We start from the raw sequence: 12,640 nt of genomic DNA on the forward strand, positions 1-12,640 counted from the left end.
TTTAACCGTTAAACACTTTACTTAGTGAAACTCCTCTCATTCTAGCAATTTCTTCTGGTCTTCTGATATCCAATAACGCTTTGAAAGTAGCTTTCACCACGTTGTGAGGGTTAGAAGAACCTTTAGATTTTGAAAGGATATCGTGAATACCAGCAGACTCCAATACCGCTCTTACCGCACCTCCGGCAATAAGACCTGTACCGTGAGAAGCAGGTCTCAAGAAGATATCAGCACCACCGTATCTAGCAGCAGTTTGGTGAGGAATAGTGTGGTTCATTACAGGAACTTTAACAAGGTTTTTCTTAGCGTCTTCAACTGCTTTAGCAATTGCAGAAGCCACCTCCTTAGATTTCCCTAAACCAAAACCGATAATACCTTCTTCATTTCCTACAACAACGATTGCAGAAAATCCGAAAGCTCTACCTCCTTTGGTTACTTTTGTTACTCTGTTAACAGCTACGAGACGATCTTTAAGTTCTAATCCTCCCGGTTTTACTCTTTCTATATTATCTAGTCCTAACATATTTTCCGAAATTTAATGATTAGAATTTAAGTCCACCTTCTCTCGCACCATCAGCCAGAGCCTTAACTCTTCCGTGATATACGAATCCGTTTCTATCAAACACTATGTTTTCAATTCCTGCAGCAATAGCTTTAACAGCGATAGCTTTACCTACAGCAGCAGAAACGTCAGTTTTAGTTCCGTTAGCATCAACACCCTTCTCTCTAGAAGAAGCCGAAGCTAAAGTTTTTCCACTGTGATCGTCGATTAACTGAGCGTAAATTTCCTTATTACTTTTATATACAGATAATCTTGGCAATTCAGAAGATCCAGAGATTTTTCCTCTTACTCTTCTTTTTATTCTTATTCTTTTTTCTAATTTACTTAATGCCATAATACTTATAATTTATTAAGCAGATTTACCAGCTTTACGTCTAACAATTTCTCCTACGAATTTCACACCTTTTCCTTTGTAAGGCTCAGGTTTTCTGAAAGAACGGATCTTTGCAGCTACCATTCCTAGAAGTTGGTTGTCGTGAGACGTTAAAGTAATAATTGGGTTTTTACCTTTTTCAGTCAATGTATCAACTTTCACTTCGCTTGGAAGTTCTAATACGATACCATGAGAGAATCCTAAAGCTAACTCAAGTTTTTGACCTGCGTGTGAAGCTCTGTATCCTACCCCTACTAGTTCTAGTTTCTTTTCGAAACCTGTATTTACACCAACAATCATGTTGTTGATTAACGCTCTGTATAAACCGTGAAGCGCCTTGTGTTGTTTAGAATCAGATGGTCTGTTAACGTTAAGTTCACCATCTTTTTGTTCTAAAGTAATTCCTGCTGTAAGCTCCTGAGAAAGTTCTCCTTTAGGACCTTTTACAGTTACTACACTGTTGTTCTCAGTGACAGTAATACCAGCTGGAATTGTTATAATTGCTTTACCAATTCTTGACATTTTCCTGTGATTAAAAATTAATAAACATAGCAGATTACTTCACCGCCTACTTTTTCTTCTCTAGCTTTCTTGTCAGTCATTACTCCTTTAGAAGTAGAGATGATAGAAATACCCAAACCGTTCAGTACTCTTGGAAGTTCAGTAGAACCTTTGTACTGTCTCAAACCTGGTCTAGAAGCTCTTTGGATAGACTTGATAGCCGGTTTTGTAGTTTGTTTGTCGTACTTTAAAGCGATTTTGATCGTTCCCTGAACAGCGCTTTCTTCAAACTTGTAGTTTAAGATGTACCCTTGTTCAAATAAGATCTTAGTAATCTCCTTTTTGATTTTTGATGCAGGAATTTCCACCACCTTGTGGCCTGCGCTTTGTGCGTTCCTTACTCTTGTTAGGAAATCTGAAATTGGATCTGTTACCATTTTTCTTTTATAAATTATTGGTTAAAGAACAATCAGTTTTGTAAAGACTTGAAGAAGAAAATATCAGACTTCAGAAAACTTCGGTCTGATATTTTTATCTTTAGTATCTGAACAACTTAATTGTCCCGAATTTTTAATTAGTAATAATTACCAACTAGCTTTTTTAACACCCGGGATAAGACCGTTGTTTGCCATTTCTCTGAAAGTTACTCTGGAAATACCAAACGTTCTCATGTATCCTCTTGGCCTACCTGTTAATTTACATCTGTTGTGTAATCTTACAGGAGAAGCATTTTTAGGCAATTTCTGAAGTCCTTCATAATCACCAGCTTCTTTTAAAGCTTTTCTTTTTTCTGCGTATTTAGCAACTACTGCTTCTCTTTTGCGCTCACGCGCTTTCATTGATTCTTTAGCCATTTCTTAGTTCTTTTTGAAAGGTAAACCGAAGTGAGTTAATAATGCTTTAGCTTCTTTATCTGTTTTAGCAGTTGTAACGAAAGTGATGTCCATCCCTTGGATTTTTTTCACTTTGTCGATTGCGATTTCAGGGAAGATAATTTGCTCAGTAATACCTAAGTTATAATTACCTCTACCGTCGAAACCATCAGCTTTAATACCAGAAAAATCTCTAATACGTGGTAAAGCAGAAGCGGTAAGTCTGTCTAAGAATTCATACATTTTGTTTGCTCTTAGCGTAACTTTAGCACCTACAGGCATTCCTTTTCTCAATTTGAAAGCAGCTTCGTCTTTCTTAGAGATAGTACCTACAGCCTTCTGACCAGTGATGTTCGTTAATTCTTCAACAGCATAATCAATGATCTTTTTGTCAGCAGTAGCGTCTCCTAAACCTTGAGATAAAATGATTTTCTCAAGTTTTGGCACCTGCATTACTGATTTGTATCCGAATTCTTCCATCATTGCTGGAACAATCGTTTCTTTATATGCTTTTTTGGGTCTTGCTATATATTCCATGTGTTATTTAAAATTATAAAGTTTCACCCGTTTTTTTGTTGATTCTTACTTTCTTATCTCCTTCGATTTTGTAACCGATTTTGATAGCTTTTCCGTCTTTATCAACTAAAGCTATGTTTGAGATATGAATAGAAGCTTCCTTTTCAGTAATTCCTCCTTGAGGATTTGAAGCTGAAGGCTTAACGTGTTTTTTAACGATGTTAAGTCCTGCAACGATTACTCTAGGGTCTTTTCCTTCTTTTTTGATCACTTCAATAACTTCACCAGTTTTACCTTTGATATCTTTTTTACCAGTAGTAATGATGACGTTATCTCCTCTTTTTATTTTTAACTTTGACATTTTCTTTTAAAAATTTTAAAAATTAAAGTACTTCAGGAGCCAATGAAATGATTTTCATATATTCTTTGTCTCTCAACTCACGAGCAACAGGTCCGAAAACACGCGTTCCTCTCATTTCTCCACCAGCGTTAAGTAATACACAAGCATTGTCTTCGAATTTGATGTATGAACCATCTTTTCTTCTTACCGCTTTTTTTGTTCTTACTACAACTGCCTTAGATACTTGACCTTTCTTTGCGTTTCCTGATGGTGTAGAATCTTTAATAGTAACTACGATTTTATCACCAACTGAAGCATATCTTCTTCTGGTACCTCCCAGAACTCTGATAACCAATACCTCTTTAGCACCTGTGTTATCAGCAACTTTTAATCTTGATTCTGTTTGTAACATTACTTAGCTTTTTCAATGATTCTTACTAATCTCCATCTCTTGCTCTTGCTCAAAGGTCTAGTTTCTTGGATAAGAACTGTATCTCCTTCTGTGCATTCGTTGTTCTCGTCGTGTGCAGTATATTTTTTCGTTTTCAAAACGAATTTACCGTACATCGGGTGCTTTACTCTCGTAGTCTCACTTACAACAATGGTCTTTTCCATTTTATTGCTGGAAACTATTCCGATTCTTTCTTTTCTTAAGTTTCTTTCCATAATGTATGAAAATCTTATTGTTGTTTGTTAGTTAACTCAGTATTTAGTCTTGCGATTGTCTTTCTCAAATCTTTGATTTGGATCGGGTTTTCAAGCGGGCTGATTTTGTGAGCCAATTTCATTTTTGAGAATTGAACTTTAGCATCAGCTAATTGAGCTTGAACTTCCTCTGCGCTTAAATTTTTAATATCAGCTTTTTTCATTGTATTCAAAGATTAAAGAGGTTTAACAAAATCGTTAGCAACGATAAATTTGGTAACGATTGGTAATTTCTGTGCAGCAAGTCTAAGAGCTTCCTTAGCGATTTCGTAAGGTACCCCTCCAACTTCGAACATAATTTTACCAGGTTTTACTACAGCTACCCAATATTCCACAGCACCTTTACCTTTACCCATACGTACTTCCGCTGGTTTTTTAGTAATTGGCTTATCTGGGAAGATTTTGATCCATAGTTGACCTTCTCTCTTCATATATCTTGTCGCAGCAATACGAGCAGCTTCAATTTGTCTTGCAGTGATCCAAGCACCTTCTGTCGCCTTGATTCCGAAAGTTCCATAAGCAAGTTGACTACCTCTTTGGGCACTCCCCTTCATCTTCATCTTATGAACTCTACGGAACTTGGTTCTTTTTGGTTGTAACATAATTTCTAAATTTTAGATTTTAGATTTTAGATTTTAGATTTTTTATATTTTAAAAAAGTAACGGTAATTTAAAATTCAAAATTTCTATCTAAAATTTTTAATTATTATTGTTATTATTATTGTTCTTTCTAGGTCCTCTATTGTCTCTTCTGTCTCCTCCTCTGTTGTCTCTTCTATCTCCAGACGGACCTCCTTTTTTCTGTTGTCCCACTAAAGGAGAAAGTTCTCTTTTACCGTAAACTTCACCTTTCATGATCCAAACTTTTACTCCTAGCTTACCGTACTGAGTAAGTGCTTCACCGATGTGGTAATCGATATCTGCTCTGAAAGTAGACAAAGGAATTCTTCCGTCTTTGAAAGATTCTGATCTTGCCATTTCAGCACCGTTCAATCTACCAGAGATTTGAACTTTGATACCTTCTGCACCCATTCTCATTGTACCAGCGATAGCCATCTTAACAGCTCTTCTGTAAGAGATTCTGTTTTCGATTTGCTTAGCGATGCTGTCAGCAACTAATACTGCGTCAAGCTCAGGTCTTTTGATTTCGAAGATGTTGATTTGAATATCCTTTTTAGTCAATTTTTTCAACTCTTCTTTCAGTTTATCAACTTCCTGACCTCCTTTACCGATGATAAGTCCCGGTCTAGCAGTAGTGATTGTAACTGTAACTAATTTTAATGTTCTTTCAATATAAATTCTTGAAATACCACCTTTAGATAATCTAGCTTCAAGGTATCTTCTGATTTTGTAGTCTTCAGCGATTCTGTCTCCATAATCGTTTCCACCAAACCAGTTAGAATCCCATCCTCTGATGATACCTAATCTATTACCAATTGGATTTGTCTTCTGTCCCATACCTTGATTAATTTTCTTTTGTACCTAAGATTAGCGTAATGTGGTTTGATCTTTTTCTGATTCTGTACCCTCTACCTTGTGGAGCTGGTCTTAGTCTCTTCAATTGTCTTGCACTGTCTACAAAAATTTCTTTAACGATAAGGTTTGCCTCTTCAATATCAGCACCTTCGTTTTTAGACTGCCAGTTTGCCATTGCAGAAAGTAATACTTTCTCCAATTTGTTTGAAGCGTCTTTTTTAGAATATTTTAGAATGTATAAAGCTTTATCTACTTCTACTCCTCTGATGATATCAGCTACCAATCTCATTTTTCTTGGAGAAGAAGGGCAATCATTATGTAATGCTTTTACTACATCTTGATTTGTTAATTTACGTGCTAATGCACTTTCTCTTTTTCTTGATCCCATGATTATCTGCTACCTTTGTTTTTGTTACCACCATGACCTCTAAAAGATCTTGTTGGAGAAAATTCGCCTAACTTGTGACCTACCATGTTTTCTGTAACGTAAACAGGGATAAAAGATTTCCCGTTGTGTACAGCAATAGTTTGCCCTACAAAGTCCGGAGAAATCATCGATGCTCTAGACCAAGTTTTGATAACTGTTTTTTTATTAGCTTCTATATTTGCCTGAACCTTCTTATCTAAAGTATGATGAATGAATGGTCCTTTTTTAAGTGATCTTGCCATAATTATTTACGTTTAGATATGATATGACGGTTAGACGCTTTATTTTTCTTTCTAGTTTTGTAACCTTTAGCCGGCATACCATTTCTAGATCTTGGGTGACCTCCAGAAGAACGTCCTTCACCACCTCCCATTGGGTGATCAACCGGGTTCATTACTACTGGTCTTGTTCTTGGTCTTCTACCTAACCATCTGCTTCTACCAGCCTTACCTGATACAGTTAATTGGTGATCTGAGTTAGAAACTGAACCGATCATTGCCATACACTCAACAAGAATCATTCTAGACTCTCCTGAAGGCAATTTGATGATTGCGTATTTTCCGTCTCTTGAAGTAAGTTGAGCTGAAGAACCAGCACTTCTTGCTAAAATAGCACCTTGACCAGGCTTCATTTCAACACAAGAGATAACAGTACCCAATGGAATATTTTTCAATTTCATTGCGTTACCTACATTAGGCTCTACGCTTTCACCTGAAACTACTTTTTGATCTACTTTAATACCGTTTGGAGCGATGATATATCTCTTCTCTCCGTCTGCGTACTCTAATAAAGCGATAAATGCAGTTCTGTTTGGATCGTATTCTACAGTTTTTACCGTTGCTTCAATATCAGATTTGTTTCTTTTGAAGTCGATAATTCTGTATTTCTTTTTGTGTCCACCTCCGGTGTAACGCATGGTCATTTTACCAGTTTGGTTACGTCCACCTGACTTACTAATACCAACTGTTAGAGATTTCTCTGGTTTGTTGGTAGTAATTTCCTCAAAATTGTTTACAACTCTGAATCTCTGTCCTGGGGTGATAGGTTTTAATTTTCTAACAGACATTACTATTATTTATAATTAATAATTAATTTACAGCAAAAATATCGATAACATCACCTTCAACAAGTTTAATTACCGCTTTTTTCAATTTGTTTGTCTTTCCTACTTGAAGACCTTTTTTAGTGTATTTCGAAGAAACCTTCGGAGCATAAATCATTGTATTAACGTCTGCTACTTTTACACCGTAAGCCGCTTCCACAGCTTTTTTAATCTGGATTTTATTCGCCTTAGGATTAACTAAGAAAGAATAAGAACCTCTTAAATCCGTAAGGTAATTAGCCTTTTCTGAGATAACTGGTTTAATAATAATAGACATGACTTATTTCTTTAGATTTTCCTGGAATTTTTCAACTGCACCTTCGAAGAATACAACCTCACCTGCATTTACAATATCGTAAGAACTTACTTCGTTGAAGTTCATTACTTTTGTTTTAGGTAAGTTTCTTGAAGACAAATACACATTCTTGTTAGCTTCAGGAAGAATAAACAAAGATTTTTTACCGTTCAATGCCAAAGCATCCAATAATGTAATGAAATCTTTAGTTTTAGGAGCATTTAAGCTCATATCTTCTAAAACTCTGATGCTGTTGTCTCTCATTTTCTGAGATAAAACAGATTTTTTAGCTAATCTCTTAAGAGCTTTGTTCAATTTGAATCTGTAGTCTCTAGGTTTTGGTCCGAATACTCTACCTCCACCTCTGAAAGTTGGAGATTTAATATCACCATATCTAGCAGAACCTGATCCTTTTTGCTTCTTAAGTTTCTTAGTAGAAGCAGTAATTTCGCTTCTTTCTTTTGATTTATGAGTTCCTTGTCTCTGTGCTGCAAGGTACTGCTTAACTTCTAAGTAAACCGCGTGCTGATTTGGCTCAATTCCGAATACTGTTTCGTCTAGAGTTACTTTTCTTCCGGTCTCTTTTCCTGATGTATTTAATACTACTAGTTCCATTTTCTGATAATTACATAAGAATTTTTAGCTCCCGGAACAGCACCTTTTACTACTAAAAGATTTTGTTCTTGATCCACTTTTAATACCTGAAGGTTTTGAACAGTTACCTGCTCACCTCCCATTCTTCCAGCCATTCTCATCCCTTTGAATACTCTTGAAGGGTCAGATCCAGCACCGATAGAACCTGGAGCTCTAAGTCTGTTGTGCTGACCATGAGTTGCCTGCATTACACCTCCAAATCCGTGTCTTTTAACAACACCTTGGAAGCCTTTACCTTTTGAAGTACCTGTAACGTCTACATATTCACCTTCAGCGAATAAATCAACTTTTACTTCATCTCCTACTTTTACTTCATCAACGAATTCTCTGTAGAATTCTACTAATTTAGCTTTAGGAGCAGAACCAGCCTTTTTGAAATGGCCAATTAACGCTTTACCTACGTTCTTCTCACTCTTGTCATCGAAACCTAATTGAACTGACTTATAACCGTCTTTTTCAATGGTTCTGACCTGTAAAACCGAGCATGGACCAGCTTGAATAACTGTACAAGGAATGTTTTTTCCTTCTTCGTTAAACAAAGACGTCATACCGATTTTTTTACCAATAATACCTGACATTGTTTATGTATAATAAAATTTATCCTTTATTTTCGTCATTTCCCGGAGGCTGAAGTAATTTCTACTTTTGAATATAGGCATACTACGCCCGTAAAATGAGTGTGCAAATGTATGAATAATTTTATAACTGACAAATATTTACAGCAAAATATTTTGATTTTTAATCATTTAGATAATTTTGAGAAAATTCAGGTGAAATTTCCTTTAAAATATTTTTGAATTACAGAAAATTTAAAAATAAGTTGATTTTTACTTTATAATTACACTTACTCCAATTTCTTCAAGATTATTTTTATCTTCTTCCAAAATCTCGTGATCTGTAATCAGATAATCGATTTTATCCAAAGAAGCAATTTTACCGAAGCCTTTTACATTCAGCTTTGAAGAATCTGCAAGAATGACTACTTTTTCAGAACACTCAATCATTAATTGATTCAAATGAGCTTCTGCAGCGTTTGAAGTACTGATTCCGAAATCCATATCAATTCCATCGACACCGAGAAATAATTTATTACAAGAGAATTGTTTCAGAATACCTTCAGAAATGGAACCGACAATCGAAGTAGAACTTTTCCTTACTTCCCCACCCAACTGTATAATATTAATATTCGGATTATTGCAAAGTTCAATAGCAACACGTAAAGAAGAAGTTAAAACCGTCAGCGGACCGAAATTTACCAGCATTCTTGCCAGATAATGCATCGTTGTTCCTGAAGCCAGAATAATACAGTCATTTTCCTGAATTAATGCCAACGCTGCTTTTGCAATGTTTTGTTTTGCTTCTACATTAATATTTTCCTTCTCACCAACATTTTTTTCATACGCATACCGTACGTGCTTACTCGCACCTCCATGATTTCGGAAAAGCAATCCTAAACTTTCAAGATAATTCAAATCCTTTCGGATGGTAACCGACGAAACATTAAATTTTTCACACAAGTCCTGAACCAGTACATGATCTTTTGCGTCTAACTCATTTAATATATCATTATGTCTTGGCAGCAGCTTTTCCATTTTGTTCCGTTTCTTCAAAAATACCAATTTTATTTTGATTCGAAAAATTTCATTTATTTTCTTTTTGGTTTCATTTTTAATTTATACATTTGAAAACGAAACATAACGAAATATTATGAAACGAAACGAAGAACTCAGCAAATTAACCACCGTAAAAGAATGGGACTTTCTAATCATTGGCGGAGGAGCGAGTGGTTTAGGTTCGGCATTGGACGCTACAAGCAGAGGATTTAAAACGTTACTGTTGGAATCTCACGATTTTGCGAAAGCAACTTCCAGCAGAAGTACAAAACTAGTACACGGAGGAGTAAGATATTTGGCACAGGGAGATATTGGTTTAGTAAAAGAAGCTTTAAAAGAAAGAGGTTTACTGGCAAAAAATGCAGCGCACGTTGTGAAAAACCAATCTTTCATTATCCCGAATTATACCTGGTGGGGAGGAATTTATTATAAAATAGGACTTTCGGTTTATGATTTTCTGGCAGGGAAATTAAGTTTAGGTAAAACAAAATATATCAGCAAATCTAAAACTGTTGAAAAACTTCCTACGATCGAGCAAAAAGGTTTGGCAAGTGGGGTTGTTTATCAGGACGGACAGTTCGATGATGCACGATTGGCAATTAATTTAGCTCAGACCATAACTGAAAAAGGAGGAACAGTAGTTAATTACGTTAAAGTTATTAATCTGATTAAAAATGATTCCGATAAAATAACAGGTGTTATTGCAGAAGATCAATTCACGAAACAACAATTCGAAATCAAAGCGAAAGTGGTCATCAACGCAACCGGAGTTTTCACGAATGACATATTAAATATGAATAACCCAAAACACGGGAAATTCGTTGTTCCGAGCCAGGGAATTCATTTGGTCCTGGATAAATCTTTCTTAAAAAGCGACGATGCCATCATGATTCCGAAAACTTCAGACGGCAGAGTTTTGTTTGTTGTTCCTTGGCATGATAGAGCTTTGGTAGGAACAACCGACACTTTACTGGAGAACGAAAGTTTTGAACCAAGAGCTTTAGAAGATGAAATTAAATTTGTTTTAAATACCGCAAGACAATATTTATCTAAAAAACCAACCCGTGAAGATGTAAAATCTGTTTTCGCAGGACTTCGACCTCTTGCAGCTCCGAAAGACGGAAGCAAAAGCACGAAAGAAGTTTCGAGAAGTCACAAAGTAGTTACATCCGAAACCGGGCTGATTTCGATTATTGGTGGAAAATGGACAACTTACCGCAAGATGGCAGAAGATACAATAGATGAAGCAGTAAAAGTTCATCAATTAGGAATCACAGCTTCCAAAACAGAGCATCTTTCGATTCATGGAAATGTGAAACCTGAAACGGTAGACAGAACCAATCATCTATATGTTTATGGTTCAGATATTCCTGAAATCAAAAAACTTCAACAGAACAATCCTGAATTTTCAGAAAAAATACATCCTGATCATCCATTCACCATAGCAGAAGCAGTCTGGGCAATACGAAGCGAAATGGCACAAACCATTGAAGATATTCTTGCCCGAAGAGTTCGTCTTTTATTTTTGGATGCAAGAGCAGCGATCGACAGTGCGCACAAGATCGCCGGAATCCTTGCAAAAGAAAACGGGCACTCCGAAGAATGGGCAAACGAACAGGAAAACGAGTTTATCGAATTGGCGAGAGGATATCTACTGACTCCTTACTCTCCAAAATCCATCTAACCTTAATTACTATCACAGCATGAGTGAAAAGTTAATTCTCGCTCTGGACCAAGGTACGACTTCGTCAAGAGCCATTTTATTCAACCACAGCGGAGAAATAGAATTTGTTTCTCAGAAAAGTTTTGAACAGATATACCCTACTCCGGGCTGGGTAGAGCACGATCCCAACGAAATCTGGTCTTCTCAGGTTTCAGTAGCAGCAGAAGTAATTGCAAAAGCAGGTATCTCAGGAAGAGAAGTTGCCGCAATCGGTATTACCAATCAACGTGAAACTACCGTTGTCTGGGATAAAGAAACAGGAGAACCCGTCTACAATGCAATTGTCTGGCAAGACAGAAGAACGGCAAAATACTGCGACGAATTAAAAGAACAAGGTCATGCTGAAACGATTAAAGAAAAAACAGGTCTGGTGTTGGATGCCTATTTTTCAGCAACAAAACTGAAATGGATTTTAGATCATGTAGAAGGCGCAAGAGAAAAGGCGGAAGCAGGAAAATTATGTTTCGGAACCGTAGATACTTTCTTGGTTTGGAAATTAACACGTGGAAAAATGTTCATCACCGATGTTTCGAATGCAAGCAGAACGATGTTGTTAAATATTCATACGCTGGAATGGGATAATGATCTATTGGAATTATTCAATATTCCAAGAGCTATTTTACCGGAAGTAAAACAAAGCAGTGAAATTTATGGTGAAACAGCTACTACTCTATTTTCGACTAAAATTCCAATTGCAGGAATTGCCGGAGATCAGCAGGCAGCTTTGTTCGGACAAATGTGTACCACTCCGGGAATGGTAAAAAACACTTATGGAACAGGTTGCTTCCTTTTAATGAATACAGGAAAAGAAGCCGTTTCATCGAAGAATAATTTATTAACGACCGTTGCCTGGAAAATTAATGGAGAAGTTAATTATGCTTTGGAAGGAAGTGTTTTCGTAGGCGGAGCAGCCATTCAATGGTTGAGAGACGGTTTAAAATTAATTAATTCTGCAGAAGAAGTTAATACATTAGCTCAATCTGTTGAAGATAACGGCGGTGTTTATTTTGTTCCTGCCTTAACAGGTTTAGGCGCGCCTTATTGGGATCAATATGCCCGTGGGACAATCGTCGGGGTAACGCGTGGAACAACAAATGCTCACATTGCAAGAGCAACATTGGAAGGAATTGCTTTTCAGGTGTATGATATTGTAAAAGCAATGGAAGCAGATGCCGGGAAGAAAAGTCCTGAATTGAGAGTTGACGGCGGAGCTTCTGCAAGTGATATTTTAATGCAGATTCAATCAGATATTTTTGGTGCTAAAATCACAAGACCGAAAACACTGGAAACTACAGCGTTGGGGGCAGCTTATCTTGCCGGATTGGCCGTTGGATATTGGGAAAGTGTTGATGAAATTCAGTCTCAATGGATTGTTGACAAACATTTTCAACCTCAAATGGAAGAAGAGAAAGTTGAAAAAATGCTTAGAACATGGAAAAAAGCCGTTCAGCGTTCTCAAAACTGGATCGAAGATTAATCAC

21 protein-coding genes are annotated in these 12,640 nt (G+C 36.5%); 2 read left to right on the forward strand and 19 right to left on the reverse strand.

The annotated features are described in order from the left end of the window. Position 1: 1 nt before the first annotated feature. From rpsE to ASG22_RS17595, 19 genes are all read right to left on the reverse strand, one after another. Entirely contained in the window at positions 2-523 is a 522-nt protein-coding gene (gene rpsE / locus ASG22_RS17505) for a 30S ribosomal protein S5 (protein ID WP_055987487.1), read from the reverse strand. A gap of 19 nt (positions 524-542) precedes the next feature. Then, entirely contained in the window at positions 543-896 is a 354-nt protein-coding gene (gene rplR / locus ASG22_RS17510) for a 50S ribosomal protein L18 (RefSeq protein WP_055987489.1), read from the reverse strand. A 15-nt stretch (positions 897-911) separates the two neighbouring features. Next, positions 912-1,457, reverse strand: a complete 546-nt coding sequence (gene rplF / locus ASG22_RS17515; protein WP_055987490.1) for a 50S ribosomal protein L6 — start codon at positions 1,455-1,457, stop codon at positions 912-914. A 17-nt stretch (positions 1,458-1,474) separates the two neighbouring features. After that, a complete protein-coding gene (gene rpsH / locus ASG22_RS17520) occupies positions 1,475-1,873 on the reverse strand; it encodes a 30S ribosomal protein S8 (RefSeq protein ID WP_055987492.1) in 399 nt (132 codons plus the stop codon). Positions 1,874-2,020: 147 nt separating this feature from the next. Beyond that, on the reverse strand, positions 2,021-2,290 hold the full coding sequence (gene rpsN / locus ASG22_RS17525) for a 30S ribosomal protein S14 (RefSeq protein WP_055987494.1): 270 nt from the start codon (positions 2,288-2,290) through the stop codon (positions 2,021-2,023). A 3-nt stretch (positions 2,291-2,293) separates the two neighbouring features. Then, complete coding sequence (gene rplE, locus ASG22_RS17530) at positions 2,294-2,845, reverse strand: 50S ribosomal protein L5 (RefSeq protein ID WP_055987495.1); 552 nt, start codon at positions 2,843-2,845, stop codon at positions 2,294-2,296. Positions 2,846-2,858: 13 nt separating this feature from the next. Next, on the reverse strand, positions 2,859-3,185 hold the full coding sequence (gene rplX, locus ASG22_RS17535) for a 50S ribosomal protein L24 (protein WP_055987497.1): 327 nt from the start codon (positions 3,183-3,185) through the stop codon (positions 2,859-2,861). 22 nt (positions 3,186-3,207) lie between these two features. Continuing rightward, positions 3,208-3,576 (reverse strand): 50S ribosomal protein L14, encoded by a 369-nt coding sequence (rplN, locus tag ASG22_RS17540; RefSeq protein WP_034684837.1) that lies wholly within the window; start codon positions 3,574-3,576, stop codon positions 3,208-3,210. Further along, positions 3,576-3,833: a 30S ribosomal protein S17 gene (rpsQ, locus tag ASG22_RS17545; protein ID WP_053073319.1), complete on the reverse strand. Its 258-nt coding sequence runs from the start codon at positions 3,831-3,833 to the stop codon at positions 3,576-3,578. Before rpsQ ends, rplN begins: the two co-directional genes overlap by 1 nt. Positions 3,834-3,844: 11 nt before the next feature. Next, positions 3,845-4,033 carry a 50S ribosomal protein L29 gene (rpmC, locus tag ASG22_RS17550; RefSeq protein ID WP_055987499.1) on the reverse strand — a complete coding sequence of 63 codons (189 nt, stop codon included), beginning with the start codon at positions 4,031-4,033 and terminating at the stop codon, positions 3,845-3,847. 12 nt (positions 4,034-4,045) lie between these two features. Beyond that, entirely contained in the window at positions 4,046-4,471 is a 426-nt protein-coding gene (gene rplP, locus ASG22_RS17555) for a 50S ribosomal protein L16 (protein WP_055987500.1), read from the reverse strand. A 97-nt stretch (positions 4,472-4,568) separates the two neighbouring features. After that, a complete protein-coding gene (gene rpsC / locus ASG22_RS17560) occupies positions 4,569-5,327 on the reverse strand; it encodes a 30S ribosomal protein S3 (protein WP_055987502.1) in 759 nt (252 codons plus the stop codon). Between the two features lie 7 nt (positions 5,328-5,334). Then, positions 5,335-5,733 carry a 50S ribosomal protein L22 gene (gene rplV / locus ASG22_RS17565; RefSeq protein WP_055987504.1) on the reverse strand — a complete coding sequence of 133 codons (399 nt, stop codon included), beginning with the start codon at positions 5,731-5,733 and terminating at the stop codon, positions 5,335-5,337. Between the two features lie 2 nt (positions 5,734-5,735). Beyond that, positions 5,736-6,014, reverse strand: coding sequence for a 30S ribosomal protein S19 (gene rpsS, locus ASG22_RS17570; RefSeq protein ID WP_034678015.1), 279 nt, complete (start codon positions 6,012-6,014; stop codon positions 5,736-5,738). Between the two features lie 2 nt (positions 6,015-6,016). After that, complete coding sequence (gene rplB / locus ASG22_RS17575) at positions 6,017-6,838, reverse strand: 50S ribosomal protein L2 (RefSeq protein WP_055987505.1); 822 nt, start codon at positions 6,836-6,838, stop codon at positions 6,017-6,019. Positions 6,839-6,860: 22 nt separating this feature from the next. Next, positions 6,861-7,151 (reverse strand): 50S ribosomal protein L23, encoded by a 291-nt coding sequence (rplW, locus tag ASG22_RS17580; RefSeq protein ID WP_055987507.1) that lies wholly within the window; start codon positions 7,149-7,151, stop codon positions 6,861-6,863. A gap of 3 nt (positions 7,152-7,154) precedes the next feature. Then, a complete protein-coding gene (rplD, locus tag ASG22_RS17585) occupies positions 7,155-7,784 on the reverse strand; it encodes a 50S ribosomal protein L4 (RefSeq protein ID WP_034678010.1) in 630 nt (209 codons plus the stop codon). Next, a complete protein-coding gene (gene rplC, locus ASG22_RS17590) occupies positions 7,775-8,401 on the reverse strand; it encodes a 50S ribosomal protein L3 (protein ID WP_055987508.1) in 627 nt (208 codons plus the stop codon). The genes rplD and rplC overlap by 10 nt, the downstream gene beginning before the upstream one ends. 249 nt (positions 8,402-8,650) lie before the next feature. Continuing rightward, positions 8,651-9,415 carry a DeoR/GlpR family DNA-binding transcription regulator gene (locus ASG22_RS17595; protein WP_055987510.1) on the reverse strand — a complete coding sequence of 255 codons (765 nt, stop codon included), beginning with the start codon at positions 9,413-9,415 and terminating at the stop codon, positions 8,651-8,653. 115 nt (positions 9,416-9,530) lie between these two features. Between ASG22_RS17595 and ASG22_RS17600 the strand changes: the two genes are divergently transcribed. Together ASG22_RS17600 and glpK are read left to right on the forward strand one after the other, a co-directional pair. After that, positions 9,531-11,120 (forward strand): glycerol-3-phosphate dehydrogenase/oxidase, encoded by a 1,590-nt coding sequence (locus tag ASG22_RS17600; RefSeq protein WP_055987513.1) that lies wholly within the window; start codon positions 9,531-9,533, stop codon positions 11,118-11,120. Between the two features lie 19 nt (positions 11,121-11,139). Continuing rightward, the gene (gene glpK, locus ASG22_RS17605; RefSeq protein WP_055987515.1) at positions 11,140-12,636 is read left to right on the forward strand and encodes a glycerol kinase GlpK; all 1,497 of its coding nucleotides are present in this window, start codon (positions 11,140-11,142) and stop codon (positions 12,634-12,636) included. Positions 12,637-12,640: the final 4 nt, after the last annotated feature.

This window comes from Chryseobacterium sp. Leaf405, assembly GCF_001425355.1.
Classification (GTDB): Bacteria; Bacteroidota; Bacteroidia; order Flavobacteriales; family Weeksellaceae; genus Chryseobacterium.

Excerpts from the sequence above, each read along its gene's own strand:
- rpsE (WP_055987487.1), bottom strand. The coding sequence starts at position 523 with ATGTTAGGACTAGATAATATAGAAAGAGTAAAACCGGGAGGATTAGAA.
- rplD (WP_034678010.1), bottom strand. The coding sequence starts at position 7,784 with ATGGAACTAGTAGTATTAAATACATCAGGAAAAGAGACCGGAAGAAAA.
- rplC (WP_055987508.1), bottom strand. The coding sequence starts at position 8,401 with ATGTCAGGTATTATTGGTAAAAAAATCGGTATGACGTCTTTGTTTAAC.
- rplW (WP_055987507.1), bottom strand. The coding sequence starts at position 7,151 with ATGTCTATTATTATTAAACCAGTTATCTCAGAAAAGGCTAATTACCTT.
- rplV (WP_055987504.1), bottom strand. The coding sequence starts at position 5,733 with ATGGGATCAAGAAAAAGAGAAAGTGCATTAGCACGTAAATTAACAAAT.
- rpsN (WP_055987494.1), bottom strand. The coding sequence starts at position 2,290 with ATGGCTAAAGAATCAATGAAAGCGCGTGAGCGCAAAAGAGAAGCAGTA.
- rplN (WP_034684837.1), bottom strand. The coding sequence starts at position 3,576 with ATGTTACAAACAGAATCAAGATTAAAAGTTGCTGATAACACAGGTGCT.
- rpsC (WP_055987502.1), bottom strand. The coding sequence starts at position 5,327 with ATGGGACAGAAGACAAATCCAATTGGTAATAGATTAGGTATCATCAGA.
- rpmC (WP_055987499.1), bottom strand. The coding sequence starts at position 4,033 with ATGAAAAAAGCTGATATTAAAAATTTAAGCGCAGAGGAAGTTCAAGCT.
- rplB (WP_055987505.1), bottom strand. The coding sequence starts at position 6,838 with ATGTCTGTTAGAAAATTAAAACCTATCACCCCAGGACAGAGATTCAGA.
- rplR (WP_055987489.1), bottom strand. The coding sequence starts at position 896 with ATGGCATTAAGTAAATTAGAAAAAAGAATAAGAATAAAAAGAAGAGTA.
- ASG22_RS17595 (WP_055987510.1), bottom strand. The coding sequence starts at position 9,415 with ATGGAAAAGCTGCTGCCAAGACATAATGATATATTAAATGAGTTAGAC.
- rplP (WP_055987500.1), bottom strand. The coding sequence starts at position 4,471 with ATGTTACAACCAAAAAGAACCAAGTTCCGTAGAGTTCATAAGATGAAG.
- rplF (WP_055987490.1), bottom strand. The coding sequence starts at position 1,457 with ATGTCAAGAATTGGTAAAGCAATTATAACAATTCCAGCTGGTATTACT.
- rplE (WP_055987495.1), bottom strand. The coding sequence starts at position 2,845 with ATGGAATATATAGCAAGACCCAAAAAAGCATATAAAGAAACGATTGTT.
- rpsH (WP_055987492.1), bottom strand. The coding sequence starts at position 1,873 with ATGGTAACAGATCCAATTTCAGATTTCCTAACAAGAGTAAGGAACGCA.
- rpsS (WP_034678015.1), bottom strand. The coding sequence starts at position 6,014 with ATGGCAAGATCACTTAAAAAAGGACCATTCATTCATCATACTTTAGAT.
- ASG22_RS17600 (WP_055987513.1), top strand. The coding sequence starts at position 9,531 with ATGAAACGAAACGAAGAACTCAGCAAATTAACCACCGTAAAAGAATGG.
- rplX (WP_055987497.1), bottom strand. The coding sequence starts at position 3,185 with ATGTCAAAGTTAAAAATAAAAAGAGGAGATAACGTCATCATTACTACT.
- glpK (WP_055987515.1), top strand. The coding sequence starts at position 11,140 with ATGAGTGAAAAGTTAATTCTCGCTCTGGACCAAGGTACGACTTCGTCA.